General features: G+C 62.0%; 16 protein-coding genes. 7 read left to right on the top strand and 9 right to left on the bottom strand.

Features of this window, described 5'->3' with window-relative positions; translation table 11 throughout:
• Positions 1-1,014: a Holliday junction branch migration DNA helicase RuvB gene (ruvB, locus tag DIC66_RS14640; RefSeq protein ID WP_420820497.1), complete on the bottom strand. Its 1,014-nt coding sequence runs from the start codon at positions 1,012-1,014 to the stop codon at positions 1-3.
• A 216-nt stretch (positions 1,015-1,230) separates the two neighbouring features.
• On the opposite strand from ruvB, the gene DIC66_RS14635 reads away from it, so the two are divergent.
• Positions 1,231-2,430: a carbonic anhydrase gene (locus DIC66_RS14635; protein ID WP_158558916.1), complete on the top strand. Its 1,200-nt coding sequence runs from the start codon at positions 1,231-1,233 to the stop codon at positions 2,428-2,430.
• 15 nt (positions 2,431-2,445) lie between these two features.
• Here the strand turns inward: DIC66_RS14635 and ruvA are convergent, their stop codons facing one another.
• The gene (gene ruvA, locus DIC66_RS14630) at positions 2,446-3,018 is read right to left on the bottom strand and encodes a Holliday junction branch migration protein RuvA (RefSeq protein ID WP_117178478.1); all 573 of its coding nucleotides are present in this window, start codon (positions 3,016-3,018) and stop codon (positions 2,446-2,448) included.
• Positions 3,019-3,070: 52 nt separating this feature from the next.
• On the opposite strand from ruvA, the gene DIC66_RS14625 reads away from it, so the two are divergent.
• Genes DIC66_RS14625 through DIC66_RS14615 form a run of 3 tightly spaced genes read left to right on the top strand, consistent with a single transcriptional unit; the run spans position 3,071 to position 6,823 of the window.
• The gene (locus DIC66_RS14625) at positions 3,071-4,087 is read left to right on the top strand and encodes a PhoH family protein (RefSeq protein ID WP_117178476.1); all 1,017 of its coding nucleotides are present in this window, start codon (positions 3,071-3,073) and stop codon (positions 4,085-4,087) included.
• Entirely contained in the window at positions 4,084-4,533 is a 450-nt protein-coding gene (ybeY, locus tag DIC66_RS14620) for an rRNA maturation RNase YbeY (protein ID WP_117178474.1), read from the top strand. The genes DIC66_RS14625 and ybeY overlap by 4 nt, the downstream gene beginning before the upstream one ends.
• On the top strand, positions 4,526-6,823 hold the full coding sequence (locus DIC66_RS14615) for a hypothetical protein (RefSeq protein ID WP_117178472.1): 2,298 nt from the start codon (positions 4,526-4,528) through the stop codon (positions 6,821-6,823). The genes ybeY and DIC66_RS14615 overlap by 8 nt, the downstream gene beginning before the upstream one ends.
• Before the next feature lie 35 nt (positions 6,824-6,858).
• Here the strand turns inward: DIC66_RS14615 and dtd are convergent, their stop codons facing one another.
• Together dtd and tyrS are read right to left on the bottom strand one after the other, a co-directional pair.
• Complete coding sequence (dtd, locus tag DIC66_RS14610; protein WP_117178470.1) at positions 6,859-7,335, bottom strand: D-aminoacyl-tRNA deacylase; 477 nt, start codon at positions 7,333-7,335, stop codon at positions 6,859-6,861.
• 9 nt (positions 7,336-7,344) lie between these two features.
• Positions 7,345-8,589 (bottom strand): tyrosine--tRNA ligase, encoded by a 1,245-nt coding sequence (gene tyrS / locus DIC66_RS14605; protein ID WP_117178468.1) that lies wholly within the window; start codon positions 8,587-8,589, stop codon positions 7,345-7,347.
• Positions 8,590-8,711: 122 nt separating this feature from the next.
• Between tyrS and DIC66_RS14600 the strand changes: the two genes are divergently transcribed.
• Both DIC66_RS14600 and DIC66_RS14595 read left to right on the top strand, forming a co-directional pair.
• Entirely contained in the window at positions 8,712-10,115 is a 1,404-nt protein-coding gene (locus DIC66_RS14600) for a M23 family metallopeptidase (RefSeq protein WP_233505932.1), read from the top strand.
• Between the two features lie 34 nt (positions 10,116-10,149).
• Positions 10,150-11,265, top strand: a complete 1,116-nt coding sequence (locus DIC66_RS14595) for an anhydro-N-acetylmuramic acid kinase (RefSeq protein WP_117178464.1) — start codon at positions 10,150-10,152, stop codon at positions 11,263-11,265.
• A 23-nt stretch (positions 11,266-11,288) separates the two neighbouring features.
• Here DIC66_RS14595 and erpA read toward each other — a convergent pair whose 3' ends face one another.
• The 5 genes from erpA to rplM form a co-directional block, all read right to left on the bottom strand.
• On the bottom strand, positions 11,289-11,654 hold the full coding sequence (gene erpA, locus DIC66_RS14590; RefSeq protein ID WP_117178462.1) for an iron-sulfur cluster insertion protein ErpA: 366 nt from the start codon (positions 11,652-11,654) through the stop codon (positions 11,289-11,291).
• Positions 11,655-11,714: 60 nt separating this feature from the next.
• Positions 11,715-12,110 (bottom strand): bactofilin family protein, encoded by a 396-nt coding sequence (locus DIC66_RS14585; protein WP_117178460.1) that lies wholly within the window; start codon positions 12,108-12,110, stop codon positions 11,715-11,717.
• A gap of 7 nt (positions 12,111-12,117) precedes the next feature.
• Positions 12,118-12,768, bottom strand: coding sequence for a DUF6776 family protein (locus DIC66_RS14580; protein ID WP_338052499.1), 651 nt, complete (start codon positions 12,766-12,768; stop codon positions 12,118-12,120).
• Between the two features lie 183 nt (positions 12,769-12,951).
• Positions 12,952-13,344 carry a 30S ribosomal protein S9 gene (rpsI, locus tag DIC66_RS14575; protein WP_117178457.1) on the bottom strand — a complete coding sequence of 131 codons (393 nt, stop codon included), beginning with the start codon at positions 13,342-13,344 and terminating at the stop codon, positions 12,952-12,954.
• The gene (gene rplM / locus DIC66_RS14570) at positions 13,341-13,811 is read right to left on the bottom strand and encodes a 50S ribosomal protein L13 (RefSeq protein WP_117178455.1); all 471 of its coding nucleotides are present in this window, start codon (positions 13,809-13,811) and stop codon (positions 13,341-13,343) included. Before rplM ends, rpsI begins: the two co-directional genes overlap by 4 nt.
• A 240-nt stretch (positions 13,812-14,051) precedes the next feature.
• Here rplM and DIC66_RS14565 point away from each other — a divergent pair, with 240 nt between their 5' ends.
• The gene (locus tag DIC66_RS14565) at positions 14,052-14,942 is read left to right on the top strand and encodes a 23S rRNA (adenine(2030)-N(6))-methyltransferase RlmJ (protein ID WP_117178453.1); all 891 of its coding nucleotides are present in this window, start codon (positions 14,052-14,054) and stop codon (positions 14,940-14,942) included.
• Positions 14,943-14,980: the final 38 nt, after the last annotated feature.

Here is a 14,980-nt window from a genome sequence, read left to right as displayed (position 1 = left end):
TCAGATGCCGGGCAGTTCGCTGTCGCGCTGTGGCGCAGTCACGCCCAGGTGCCGATAGGCGGCCATCGTGGCAATGCGGCCACGCGGGGTGCGCTGCAAAAAACCCTGCTGGATCAGATAGGGCTCAATCACGTCTTCAATGGTTTCGCGCTCTTCACCAATGCTGGCAGCAATATTGTCCAGGCCCACCGGGCCGCCATCAAAGCGATGGATCACGGCCTCAAGCAGCTTGCGGTCCATCAGGTCAAAGCCTTGCGGGTCTACGTCCAGCATGGCCAGCGCCCGGTTGGCAATGTCCAGGTCAATCAGTCCTTTGCCTTTGACGTCGGCATAGTCGCGCACGCGGCGCAGCAGGCGGTTGGCAATGCGCGGAGTGCCGCGCGAGCGGCGGGCAATCTCAAAGCCGCCGTCCTCGTCCATGGGCACCTTGAGCAGGCCGGCGCTGCGGGTGACGATGCGCAGCAGCTCCTGCGAGGTATAAAACTCCAGCCGCGCCACGATGCCGAAGCGGTCGCGCAAGGGGTTGGTGAGCATGCCCGCGCGGGTGGTGGCACCTACCAGGGTGAAGGGCTGCAGATCGAGCTTGATGGAGCGGGCGGCCGGGCCTTCGCCAATCATGATGTCGATCTTGTAGTCTTCCAGTGCGGGGTAGAGGATTTCTTCCACCACGGGAGAGAGGCGGTGGATCTCGTCGATGAAAAGAACGTCGTTCTTTTCCAGGTTGGTCAGCAGGGCGGCCAGGTCCTTGGGCTTTTCCAGCACCGGGCCACTGGTCTGGCGCAAATTGACCCCGAGTTCATGCGCAATGATGTGCGATAGCGTGGTCTTGCCAAGGCCCGGCGGACCAAACAGCAGCACATGGTCCAGCGCTTCCGAGCGCATCTTGGCCGCACCTATGAAAATTTCCAACTGCTCACGCACCTTGGCCTGGCCCACATACTCGTCGAGCAGCTTGGGCCGCAGGGCGCGCTCAATGGCCTCCTCCTGCGGGGATGTCGGGGCTGCAGACACCATGCGCAGAGGCGGTGCGGAGGAAAAATCGTCGGTCTGGATACTCACGGAATGAATCGCAATGCAGGGTGGGTAGGCGGTAATAGCCCACTATAGCGTGTGGCGCTTAGTGCAGCATGCTGCCTCAAGTTTCAGTGCGGTTGAGCCGATACTCCAGACAGGTACAGCCAGATACTGCGCATGCACTTGCCGCCCGCCAGTCTCCAAGAAAGCACTTCTATGAAAACAAAGACCCTGACACCCTCACCCCCGCGCCCTGCTCTGCACTTGCTGATGGCCAGCGCGCTGATGCTGGGGCTGTGGTCCTTGGGTACTGCGCATGCAGCGGACGCACACGCTGCAGATGCCCATGCGCCTGCCAAACCTGCGGCAGAAAAAAAGGAACTGATTGAAATTCCGCTGATCAAGCAGCGCAAGGCCGAAATGGCAGCCGCCGCCGCAGCTGCCGAGGCCTCCGCGGCAGCGGCAGAGAAACCGGGCAAAGAACCCAGCGAAGCGGTCAAGCAGTTGCGCCAGGCACTCACTGTCATTGGAACACCCGCCAAACAAGCCACAGGGGATGGCGCTGAACGGCCCGCATTGGCTGTAGTGCGCAAGCCAGCGGTCGTGCGGCGCAGTGCGCCCACCCCGACCGGCGAGGAGATGCAAGACAGCCGGCAGTACGCCAAGGCCCGTGCATTGGCCCTGGCCGGGGGCGAGCCAAAGGGGCATGCAGAAGCAGATGCCCACAGTGGCGAGGTGCACTGGTCGTATGACGGTGAGAACGGCCCGCAAAACTGGGCCAAACTGAAGCCAGAGTTCAACCTCTGCGGCATTGGCAAGCGCCAATCGCCCATTGCCATCCAGAACGAAGCCACGTTGCAAGGCCCGGCGGAGCCGCTGCAGTTCAACTACGCACCCAGCCGCGGCACCGAAGTCAACAACGGCCACACCGTACAGGTGGATGTGGAAGGCGAAAACAGCATCATCGTGCGCAACTCCAGCTACAAGCTGCTGCAATTCCACTTCCATACGCCGTCGGAAGAGATGATCAACTCCAAGCGCTATGCCATGGTCGCGCACCTGGTGCACAAGAACGATGCCGGACAACTGGCCGTGGTGGCAGTGCTGCTGGAGCAGGGCGAGGCCAATGCCTTCATCGACAAGGTCTGGACCTACATGCCGCTGGATGCCAACGACCGGGTACGCATGCCCGAGGGCCTGCTGGACCTTAATGAGTTCCTGCCCAAAGACCAGCGCTACTACCAGTTCATGGGCTCGCTCACCACCCCGCCTTGCACCGAAGGCGTGCTGTGGATGGTACTCAAGCAGCCGGTGAAGATCAGCGCGGCCCAGTACAAGCTGTTTCGCCAGCAGTTCCCGCTGAATGCCCGACCGGTGCAGCCCCTCAACGGTCGGCCGGTGCGGGAGGCGCAATAGGGCTTATTCCCGGATTTACTTCGCCAGCGCGCGCAGAGCCAGCTTGATGCCGTCGCTCACCCCCACGTCGGCGGGCAAGGCCTTGAGGGCCGCAGCGGCTTCCTTGTCGCTGTAACCCAGCGCCAGCAGGGCCTGCAGAATGTCGGCCTGGGCACCGCTGGCGGCCCCCAGGGGTGCGCCAATGTCTGCGCCCAGCTTGCCCTTGAGTTCGAGCAGCAGACGCTCGGCGGTTTTCTTGCCAATGCCTGGCACCTTGATCAGGCGCCCGGCCTCCTGCAGCGTCACGGCCTGGGCCAGATCGCCCACACCCATACCGGACAGCACCGAGAGTGCGGTGCGCGGGCCGACGCCGGAGATCTTGATCAGCTCGCGGAAGGCCTCACGCTCGGTGGCGTTGCCAAAACCGTAAAGGATTTGCGCGTCCTCGCGCACCACAAAGTGGGTCAGCAGCGAGACCTTTTCGCCCACGGCGGGCAGGTTGTAGAAGGTGCTCATGGGAACATGCACCTCGTAACCGACGCCGCCGCAGTCCACCAATACCTGGGGTGGGTTCTTGTCGCTGAGTGTGCCTGTGAGCTTGCCTATCATTTTGTGCCTATCATGGGGTTACCTGTACCGATTGCCGTGAGGAATTATCAGCTTGATTCTCAGACACCTGTTCACCCCGCTGAACAACACCCGCCTGTCGCACCTGTGCGGCCCCACCGACGAACACCTGCGCACCATTGAACTAGCCCTGGAGGTGCGCATTGCCCACCGCCACGAGCAGTTCAAAGTGGAAGGCCCCAAGGTCAAAGCCCAGCGCGCCATGGACATGCTGCAAGCGCTGTACGAAATGGCGGCGCGCCCGATTCCGCCCGCCACCGTGCAGCTCATGCTCTCGGGCGACGGCTCGGCCGATGCGGCCGATGGCCCGGGCCTGCTGACACGGCGTGCCGAGCTCAAGCCGCGCACGCAGAACCAGGCCGTGTACCTGGACAATATTGCCGAGTTCGACATCACCTTCGGCATTGGCCCGGCCGGCACCGGCAAGACCTACCTGGCCGTGGCAGCCGCCGTGGACGCCTTGCAGCGCAGCGCGGTGCAGCGCATTGTGCTGACACGCCCGGCCGTGGAAGCCGGGGAACGCCTGGGATTTTTGCCCGGTGACCTGAACCAGAAGGTGGACCCCTATCTGCGCCCGCTCTACGACGCGCTCTATGACCTGATGGGCTATGACCAGGTGCACAAGGCCTTTGAGCGCCAGGCGCTGGAAATTGCACCGCTGGCCTTCATGCGCGGACGCACCCTTAACAACGCCTTTGTGATTTTGGACGAGGCCCAGAACACCACGCCTGAGCAGATGAAGATGTTCCTGACCCGCGTGGGCTTTGGCACCAAGACCGTGATCACGGGCGACGTGAGCCAGATCGACCTGCCCAAGACACAAATGAGCGGCCTGGTGGAGGCCGAGCGCATTCTGCGCCGCGTGCCCGGCATTGCCATCACGCGCCTGACAAGCGCCGACATCGTGCGCCATCCGTTGGTGGCCCGCATTGTGGATGCCTACGACGCCGCGCGCCTGAGCGACCTGCCCCCCATCGCCGTGCCCGACGCCGAGCCCGGGCTCCCGCGCATAGGCCTGCCCAAAACCCGCACACCCAAGGCGCGCCCATGATGCATGCACTGTCCCTTTCCTTGCAGTTTGGCGCATTGGAAGATGCTGCCCCCCACCGCGCCGCCCTGCCCCGCCACAAGGTGGTGCGCTGGATACGCCACGCGCTGGCCTCCGACGCCGAAATCACCGTACGCATTGTGGACAGTGAAGAAGGCCAGACCTTGAACCGCGACTTCCGCAAAAAAGACTACGCCACCAATGTGTTGACCTTTGACTACACGCAGGAGCCGCTGGTCACCGCCGACCTGGTACTGTGCGCGCCGGTGGTGGCCCGCGAAGCCGAGGAGCAGAGCAAGAACCTGCAGGCCCATTACGCCCACCTCATCGTGCACGGTACGTTGCATGCACAGGGCTGGGACCACGAGTTGGAAGAAGATGCACAGGTCATGGAGTTGCGCGAAACCGAAATCATGGCGCGACTGGGCTTTGCCAATCCCTATGCGTGATGGGCATCGCGCCTGGCTGGCCGCAGGCATTGCGCTGCTGCTGGGCCTGTGTGCACCCAGCCAGGCCCAACCCACACCTGGTACATCAACCTGGGCATTCAGCCCGCCGCGCGACAGCTTCAGCGCCGACTCCCTGCTGGACCTGCGTTACCTGAATGAAAAGCTTGCGGGTGAAAGTGGCTTTGTGCGCAGCAACCCACAAGGCGACCTCGTGCTGGGCGATGGCAAGCCCCTGCGCCTGTGGGCCGTCAACACCGGTGTGGCCGATTACACCAGTGGGCCCGCCCGGCCACAGTGGCCGCTGGGCCCACCGGACCTGGCACGCCACGCGCGCTTTCTGGCCAAGCGCGGTGTCAACATGGTGCGCCTGCACAAGCAAATCAGCCCCGACCTGCAGACCACTCCCAACGCGGCCATCACCGACATCAACCTGTCCGAGCGCGACGCCATCTGGCGCACGGTGGCGGCCATGCGCAAGGAGGGCATTTACACCACGCTCTCACCCTATTGGGCGGCCGCCACCAAGCTGTCTGACAAATGGGGCATCGCAGGCGGCGCCAAACAGTCGGCACAGGGCCTGCTCTTTTTTGATGAAACGCTGCAGCAGGCATACAAGGTCTGGCTGAAGAAGCTGCTCACGGAAAAGAACCCCTACACCGGCCTCAGCCTGGCGCAGGATGCCAGCTTGGCCATCATCGAACTGCAAAACGAGGACAGCCTGCTGTTCTGGACCGTGGACCAAATCCAAGGCCTGCAACGCGTGGCGCTGGAGCGGCGTTACGGCAGCTTTTTGCAGAAGAAATACGGGACCCTTTCACAGGCGCAGTCGGCCTGGCGCGGCGCCGGGGAGTCTGGCGACTTTCCACCCGACGGGCGTATGGTCTTGCTGCCCGTTTGGGAACTGGTGAAGTCGCCAAAGTCGTGGCCGGTGATTGGTGACCCGCAAGACCTGCTGGGTGGCCACGCGGTGCGGCGTGCCGACCAGACCGAATTCCTGGCCCGCACCATGCATGCCTTCAACGCCAGCATGGTGGACTATCTGCGCAAGGAGCTGGGCGTCAAGCAGCTGATCAACCCGGGCAACTGGAAGACCGCCAGCAGCACCCACCTGAATGACGCTGAGCGCTGGAGCTATACCCCCGGCGAAGTGGATGCGGCCAATGTCTATACCGGCGGCGTGCACAAGGGCGTGAACGAAGGCTGGGCCGTCATGCCCGGCGACCAATTCACCAACGACAGCGTGCTGCGCAACCCGCGCCTGCTGCCCATCAACTTCAAGCAGACCCAGGGTCGGCCCATGCTGCTGACCGAGGGCAACTGGGTGATGCCCAACAACTTCGGCGCAGAAGGGACCTTTCTGATTGCCGCCTACTCCTCGCTGTCCGGTGTGGATGGCTACTACTGGTTTGCCACAGGGGATGAGGGCTGGACGCCGCCCCAGTCGGCCAACGGCTACCAGGCGTCGCAAGGCAAATGGATTTTTGCCACCCCCGATATTTTGGGCAGCTTCCCGGCTGCTGCCCTGGCTTACCGGTTGGGCTACATCAGCAAGGGCGCACCCGTGGTGACGGAACACCGCTCCTTGACGGACCTGTGGCAGCGCAAGACACCGTTGATCACGGAGAGCCCCAGCTTCGACCCCAACCGCGACAGCGGCGACATCGCCAAGACCTCCAGCGTGCAGACCGGTGTGTCGCCCGACGCATTTTTGCTGGGCCCGGTGCAGCAGGCCTTTGGCAAGGACCCGGCACAGACCCGGGTGACAGCGCAAACGGCTCCAACGCCAGGGCGCCTGCAGTCCAACACGGGCGAACTGGTCTGGGACGCCATGCGCGGCTTTTGCACCGTGAATGCGCCGCGCGTGCAGGGTGTGGCGGCCCACTTCACAGGCGCGCCTTCGCACCAGTTGCAGGACGTGGGCTTCACGTCCGAAAACGCCTTTGGTGCCGCACTGGCTGTGTCACTGGATGGCGCGCCACTCAAGACGTCCCGCCGCATCCTGGTGCAGTTCGCCACCCAAAGCCGCCCCAATGGCTGGAGCGACATCTCCACCTCCATCGCACTCGACGATGGCAGCCGGGTGGATGGCTTTCTGGTGAAGTCGATTGGGCAGTCGCCCTGGATGGTGCAGCGTGCCAAGCTGGATGTGACCATCAACAACACCGGCCTGCAAACGGCCACGGTGCTGGACATGAACGGCATGGCAGTGCAAACGCTGGACCTCAAGCGCAGCGCTGGCGGCGTGGGCTTTCGCTTTCCCGCAGCCGCCATGTACGTGGTGCTGCAATAGGGCCGCCATAGAGCTGCACTTGGGCGGCAAGACGCTCAGTGCGGATCCGCTGGCAGCGGCGCGACACGCAGCGGAATGGTCACCGGCCCGTCATTGACCAGTTCCACCTGCATGTCGGCGGCAAAGATGCCGGTTTGCACCGTCGGGTGTTTGAGACTGGCCTGGGCCACAAAGTGATCGTATAAGCGCCGCCCCTCATCGGGCGCGGCGGCCGCCTTGAAGCTGGGCCGATTGCCGCCCGAGGTGTCCGCTGCCAGGGTGAACTGGCTGACGATGAGCAGGCCGCCTTGCGTACCCTGTCCGTCCAGGTCCTGCAGGCTCCGGTTCATCTTGCCCTCAGCATCGCTGAACACGCGCAGCTTGAGCACTTTGGCCAGGAGCTTGTCGGCCTCGGCCACGGAGTCGCCTTGTTCGGCGCAGACAAGCAGCAGGAAGCCGCGGCCAATCTCGCCAACCACCGCCGCGTCCACCGTGACCTTGGCATGGCTGACGCGCTGAACCAAAGCCAGCATGGCTGCCGATCAGGCCAGGGTGACGCGGGCGAACTTGCGCTTGCCCACCTGCAGCACATAGGTGCCGGCAGGCAGCTTCAAGCCCTTGTCGCTCACCACATGGCTGTCGATGCGTACGCCACCACCGTCAATCAGGCGGTTGCCCTCGCCGCTGGAGGCCGCCAGTCCCGCCGACTTCAGCAGCGCGCCTATGCCCACTGCGGCGCCGCTCTCGCCCAAAGGCAGGCTGATCTCCGTGATTTCATCCGGAATGCCGCCCTTGCTGCGGTTGATGAAGTCCTGCTCGGCCGCTTCGGCTGCAGCGGCTGAGTGAAAGCGGGCGGTGACTTCCTTGGCCAGTGCCACCTTGGCATCCTTGGGGTTGCGCCCGGCGGCCACTTCCGCCTTGAGGGCTGCAATGTGGGCCTCGCTCTGGAAGCTCAAGAGCGTGTACCACTTCCACATCAGCACGTCCGAGATGCTTAAGCACTTGGCAAACATGGTGTTGGGCTCTTCGGAAATGCCGATGTAATTGTTCTTGCTCTTGGACATTTTTTCAATGCCGTCCAGGCCTTCGAGCAGGGGCATGGTCAGGATGCACTGCGGCTCCTGGCCATATTCGGCCTGCAGGGTGCGGCCCATGAGCAGGTTGAACTTCTGGTCGGTGCCACCCAGTTCCAGGTCGCTCTTCAAGGCAACGCTGTCATAGCCCTGCATCAACGGGTAGAGGAACTCGTGCACGGCAATCGGGGTGCCGGCCTTGAAGCGGTCGTGGAAGTCATTGCGCTCCATCATGCGCGCCACGGTGTAGCGCGAGGCCAGCTGGATCATGCCGCGCGCACCCAGCGGATCGCTCCATTCGCTGTTGTAGCGGATCTCGGTTTTGGCCGGGTCCAGCACCAGGCTGGCTTGGCGGTAATAGGTTTCGGCGTTGATCTTGATCTGCTCGGCCGTGAGCGGCGGACGTGTGCTGTTACGCCCGCTGGGGTCACCAATCATGCTGGTGAAGTCACCAATCAAAAAGATGACGGTGTGGCCCAGGTCCTGCAGCTGGCGCATCTTGTTGAGCACCACGGTGTGGCCGATGTGGATGTCGGGGGCCGTGGGGTCCAGGCCCAGCTTGATGCGCAGGGGGGTGCCGGTAGCCTCAGATCGGGAGAGCTTTTTCACCCACTCGTCTTGCGGCAGCAATTCCTCGCAGCCACGCAGCGTCACTGCCAGGGCCTCACGCACACGGTCTGACAGAGGTAAAGTTGGGCTTGAGGCTTGATTCATAAGGGTTTTCAGTCGGGCAGCAGGGCCCTTGGCCGGTATACTGCGGGGTCATTCCTGCAACGTGCATGGAACCTGCGGCTGCAATTTTAGTCGCGTCGCCCTGCCCCCCTGGAGTCCCGATTTTGAAAAGCGCCATTAGCCGCACGGCAGGCCAGCTGTTGTCTGCGACAGCAGACCTGCTGGCCCGTCATCCCAAACGTATTTCCGCCATCGTCGCAGCCCTTTTGCTGTCTGGCACCGGCTTCACCTTCGCCGTAGCCAACCTGGCACCTGATGCGTCGCAACTACCGGTTCGCAGCCTGACCGAAGTGCTGAAAAGTCCGGACCTGGCGTCGCAAGTCTCGGCCCTTGAAGCCCAGGCTCAAACCTTGAACCTGTACCGCTCGGATGTAACCCGCTCCACCGATACCGCTGAAACCCTGCTCAAGCGCTTGGGCGTTTTGGATCCGCAGGCTGCCAGGTTCCTGCGTACCGATGCCCTGGCACAAAAGAATCTGCTTGGCCGTGTGGGCCGCTCGCTGACGGCTGAAGCCAACGGCAACAACAGCTTGCTGAAGTTGCAGGCGCGCTGGAGCGCCGATGAAGCGGGCTTCTTCAAGCGTCTGAGCATTGAAAAGACGGCCAGCGGCTTTGCCTCCAAACTGGAGACCCTGCCCTTGACCGCATCCACCCGCATGGCCAGCGGCACCATCACCTCCACCCTGTTCGCGGCCACCGATGCGGCTCGCATTCCGGACTCTGTTTCCAGCCAGTTGGCCGAAGTGTTTGCGGCGGAGATCGACTTCCACCGCGCACTGCGCAAGGATGATCGCTTCTCGGTGGTGTACGAAACCCTGGAGGGCGATGGCGAGCCCATGCAAGCGGGCCGTTTGCTGAGCGCCGAATTTGTAAACGACGGCAAGACCTACCAAGCCATGTGGTTCCAGGAACCCAGCCATTCCGCCGCATCGGCCACATCGGGCTTTGCCGGACATGATCAGGTCAAGGGCGGTTACTACACCTTGGCCGGAGAAAGTCTGAAGCGCGCGTTCCTGGCTGCACCTCTGGCGTTTTCCCGCATCACCAGTGGCTTCAAGATGCGCTTCCACCCGATTTTGCAGGTCTGGAAGGCCCATCTTGGAGTGGACTATGCAGCCCCCGTTGGCACGGCAGTGCGCAGCGTAGGCGATGGCGTGGTGGAATTTGCCGGTGTGCAAAGCGGCTATGGCAATGTCATCAAGGTCAAGCACTCCAGCCAGATCAGCACGGTGTATGCGCACCTGAATCGCATCAATGTGCGTGTTGGCCAGGCAGTGCCCCAGGGACTGGTGATTGGCCAGGTCGGGACCACGGGCTGGTCCACCGGGCCGCACCTGCATTTTGAATACCGTCTGAACGGTGCTTATGTAGACCCCCAGACCATTGCTCGGCGCAACGACACCGTGCCCTTGACCGCTGCCTTGCGGCCCGTGTTCGACAAGGCGGCCGCCCAGGCACGCACCGCCCTGGCTGCGGCAGGCCAAATGCAGTTCAGCAGCGTCGAATAGGCTGCTGTAAGCACTGCAAATTTCGGAACTGCACGTGTCGGAGCTGTACGCCGGTCTGATGTCGGGCACCTCACTGGATGGGGTGGACGGGGTGCTGGTGGATTTTTCCCAAGCCACACCGCAGGTGCTGGGCCATATCAGCGCCCCCTTTCCCGCAGGGCTGCGGCAGGAGTTGCTGCAGCTCAACACCGAAGGACCCAATGAGCTGCACCGCGCAGCCTTGGCAGCGAACGCTCTGGCGCGCATCTATGCCGCGGTGGTTTCCCGCTTGCTTGCGACCTGCCAGCTGGATGCCGCAAATGTGTGTGCGGTGGGAGCCCACGGGCAGACCGTGCGCCATAGGCCGCAACAGTTTGATGGCACAGGCTACACCCTGCAGCTCAACCAGCCCGCCCTGCTGGCTGAGTTGACGGGCATCGATGTGGTGGCCGATTTCCGCAGCCGCGATGTGGCAGCGGGTGGACAAGGTGCACCGCTGGTGCCCCCCTTCCACCAGGCTTTTTTCGGGCATCTGCCCGGCCACACGGGCGTGCTCAATATCGGCGGCATCTCCAACATCACGCTGTTGAACGCGGCCGAGCCTGACTCTGTTTTGGGGTTTGATTGCGGGCCTGGCAATGCGCTGATGGATGCCTGGTGCATGGCGCACACCGGCGCCGACTACGATGATGCAGGCGCCTGGGCTGCCAGCGGGGTGGTACACGCGGGCCTGTTGCAGGTGCTGCTGAACGAAGCATTCTTTACCCTGCCGCCACCCAAGAGCACAGGGCGCGACCTGTTCAACAGCGCCTGGCTGCAAGACAAGTTGACCGGCTTTGAGGCCCTGGCCGCGCAGGACGTGCAAGCCACCCTGACCGAGCTCACCGCACGCAGTTGCGCCGACTGTGTGCGCCACTTCGCGCCTGCCTCTGAGCGCTTGATCGTGTGTGGGGGCGGAGCCCTCAACACACACCTGATGGAGCGCCTGCAAAGCCTGCTCCCAGGCTGCACTGTCTCCAGCTCAGAGGCCTTTGGCCTGCCGCCCTTGCAGGTGGAAGCCATGGCCTTTGCCTGGCTGGCGCGCCAGTGCGTGGAGCGCAAAACGGCCAGCCTGAAAAGCGTTACGGGCGCACAAGGCGCCCGTATTCTTGGTGCCGTTTACCCTGCCTGAGCAGAGCAACAGCTGCCCAGCTATCAGGTCGAGAAAGACGAGCCGCAACCGCAGGTGCTGGTGGCGTTGGGGTTCTTGATCACGAACTGCGCACCCTGCAGGTCTTCCTTGTAATCGATCTCGGCGCCCAGCAGGTACTGGTAGCTCATGGCATCGATCAGCAGGGACACACCGTTCTTGGTCATGGTGGTGTCGTCTTCGTTGGTGATTTCGTCAAAGGTGAAGCCGTACTGGAAGCCGGAGCAACCACCACCCTGCACGAACACGCGCAGTTTCAATTCAGGGTTGCCTTCTTCGGCGATCAGGTCTGCCACCTTGGCCGCCGCACTGTCGGTAAACAGGATGGGGGCTGGCATTTCGGTCTGGATATTTTCTGCAACGGCGCTCATGGACGACTCCGGTCAAATCTGGGATACGCCAATACTACAGCAGAACGCTCGGGAATTGGCTCAGGCGTTATTTGCCGCCAATGACAGTGTGGGCTTTTCCTCGCCCTCCAAAAGCGGCCGCAGTTGGCCCGTGATCAGCGCGCCCTGGTGCATTTCCAGTGCCGCGTAATGCACATCGCCTTCAATGCGAGCCTTGGGTTGCAATTCCAGCATGTTCCGGGCGAATACCGGCCCCTGGATGGTGCCATTGATGATGATGTGATCGGCTGTCACCGTGCCCCTGACCCTGGCCGATTCGGAAATGACGAGCAAGCTGGTGTGGGCGTCATCGGCGCGAATGTCACCGTTCACCTCTCCGTCGATGCGCAGCCCATCGGTAAACACGATGTTGCCGCTGATCTGGCTGCCCTCGGCAATCAGGCTTTTGATAGGAGGCTGCTTCTTCTTGTTGAACATAGGGCACCTATGGGTTGACGGAAACTTTCTGGGACTGTGTGGCACGTACGGTATTGCCCTCCAACACCTTGGCAACAACCGCCTTCACCACCACCTGGGCCGGAACTTCGATAACACCTTCCAGGCGACCATACTGCTTGACACTAAAAGCCTGTGGCCCACCGGACAAGGTCGCTGACCAGGGCTTTCCGCCTTGCAAGCCACTAAAGGTCAATTCCAGCGTGCCGTTGAAGGTGGCCGCATTCTTGTTCGCCTGAATTACCAGCACCTGCCACTTCAGATCCTTGCCATTTTGAAGATCTGCCTGCAGGCCGCGTATGGCAACACCCTCTGTGCCACTGGAAGGAATCAGTTTTTCAAAGAAACCAAGGTCATCGCGCAGGGACTGGTTCTCCGCCTGCAATTGCTTGACCTGCTCGAACAACTTGTCTTCCGACGCCTTGCCTGCCGTCACCAGGGTTCCTGCGGTATTGGCAATGGACTGCGCCTTGTCACGCTCCTCCTGGACCTTGTCCAGTGCGGTGCGCAGGTTAACCATCTCGCTGCGCAAGTGCAACAACTCTTCCTTGGCACCATGGTCCAAGCCAGCAATATTCCGGCCAAACTCGAAGGCCCATAGCGCAATCGCGGCGCAGAAACCCAAGACAACGGCTGCCACCACCCAGCGCAAAGGCCAAGGCAAGGCGCTGCGCACCGACATGCGGGGAGCGCTGATGGTGAGGCGGCGGCGTAAAAGTCTCAATCGCATGGAGGCCGCAGTCTAGCAGTCCCCATAAAAAAAGCCGCCGGAACTTGCGTTCCAGCGGCTTTGCCATTTGTAAGCAGGTGCTTGTCTGGCAGCTTAACGCTTGGAGAACTGCTTGCGACGGCGAGCGCCGTGGAAGCCGACCTTCTTACGTTCGACTTCACGTGCGTCACGGGTCACGAAGCCGGCAGCGCTCAAGGTTGGCTTGAGGGTTGCGTCGTAATCGATCAGTGCGCGGGTAATGCCGTGGCGTGTTGCGCCTGCCTGGCCGGACTCGCCGCCGCCTGCCACATTGACCATGATGTCAAAGGTTTCAGCGTGGTTGGTCAACAGCAGGGGCTGCTTGCAGATCATGATGGAGGTGGCGCGACCGAAAAAGTTTTCGATGGCCTTGCCGTTCACCACGATTTGGCCGGAGCCTTTTTTCAGGAACACGCGGGCGACGCTGGATTTGCGACGGCCGGTTCCATTGTTCCATTCACCGATCATTTGGCGGCCTCTCTCTTCACTGCGTTGGCAGAAATACCGGGGATGTCCAGAACCTTGGGCTGCTGGGCGGTATGGGGATGCTCGGCACCACCGTAGACCTTGAGCTTCTTGATCATGGCGTAACCCAGAGGACCCTTGGGCAGCATGCCCTTGACGGCTTTTTCCAAAGCGCGGCCGGGGTGCTTGGCTTGCATGTCACGGAAGTTGGTGGCAGTGATGCCGCCGGGGTAACCGGAGTGACGGTAGTACACCTTGTCGATGGGCTTGGCGCCCGTGACACGGAGTTGGGATGCGTTGACGATGACGATGAAATCGCCGGTATCGACGTGAGGCGTGTAAATGGCCTTGTGTTTGCCGCGCAAACGGAGAGCAACTTCGCTGGCTACTCGTCCGAGGACCTTGTCGGTCGCGTCAATCACAAACCACTCGTGCACGACCTCAGCGGGTTTTGCGCTGAAAGTTGACATGAGAAATTCCTAAAGGAGTTGGTTTGGCGGGCTCTTTTCCACGGTCGGTGTTCCTTCTTGTACCTCTGGCCTTTCGGCTTTTGGCGGGGAATCTCTTAGGTGGGTTGTGCCTCCGCAGCCCGGTAAAGAGCTGGTTTGGCATCTTCGCCGCGGAACCACATGGCGCTGCGAAGCCCTCCATTATATGAATGTTCATCAGGTTTTGGGGAACTTTTGTGGCGAAAGCGTTACCATAGGCCCATGTTCAGTTACCGCCACGCCTTCCACGCCGGAAACCACGCCGACGTTCTCAAACACATTGTTTTGCTGGCGGTGCTGCGCTACATGACGCAAAAAGACACGGCTTTGAACGTGTTTGACAGCCATGCCGGCGCCGGGCTGTACCGCCTGGACGGTGACTACGCCAAGACCAGTGCCGAGGCGGCCGAGGGCTTTTTGAAGCTGATCGCCAACAAACCCACTGAGCCTTTTGCTGCGGCCATTCAGGACTACGTGGAAATGGTGGCGGGCTTCAACCAGGGCGGCACTTGGTCGGTGTACCCGGGCTCGCCTTTCATCATCCAAAGCCTGTTGCACGGGCGCGACAAGCTCAAGCTGTTCGAACTGCACCCCACCGACACCAAGACGCTCACCGCCAACATTGCCCAGCTCGAAGCCGGACGCCAGGTGGCCATCCTGCGCGAAGACGGCTTTGAGGGCCTGAAGAAGTTCCTGCCCCCGCCCTCGCGCCGCGCGCTGGTGCTGTGCGACCCGAGCTACGAAGTCAAACACGACTACGCGCGGGTGCAGGCCATGATCACGGACGCCATGCTGCGCTTTCCCACCGGCACCTACGCAGTGTGGTATCCCATCATTCCGCGACCCGAGGCCCACGATGTGCCCAAGAAACTGAAGACCCTGGCCAACAAGTCGGGCAAGAGTTGGCTGAGCGTTTCGCTGACTGTGAAAAACAGCAAGCTCACGCAGGATGCTGAAGGGGAAGTGGTGCGGCCTGGCTTGCCTGCCAGCGGCATGTTTTTGATCAATCCACCGCATACGCTGAAGGCCTTGTTGAAAGACGCGATGCCGCAGTTGGTGAAGGCACTGGGACAGGACCAGCATGCGGCGTTTACCCTGGAGAGCGGGGGCTAATCAGCCCCCCTGCCCCGCTCATAGTGGCGGGGCGAGAG

Origin of the sequence: Rhodoferax lacus (assembly GCF_003415675.1) — a bacterium.
GTDB classification, from domain to species: domain Bacteria; phylum Pseudomonadota; class Gammaproteobacteria; order Burkholderiales; family Burkholderiaceae_C; genus Allorhodoferax; species Allorhodoferax lacus.
This window is presented reverse-complemented; position numbering and strand designations above follow the sequence as displayed.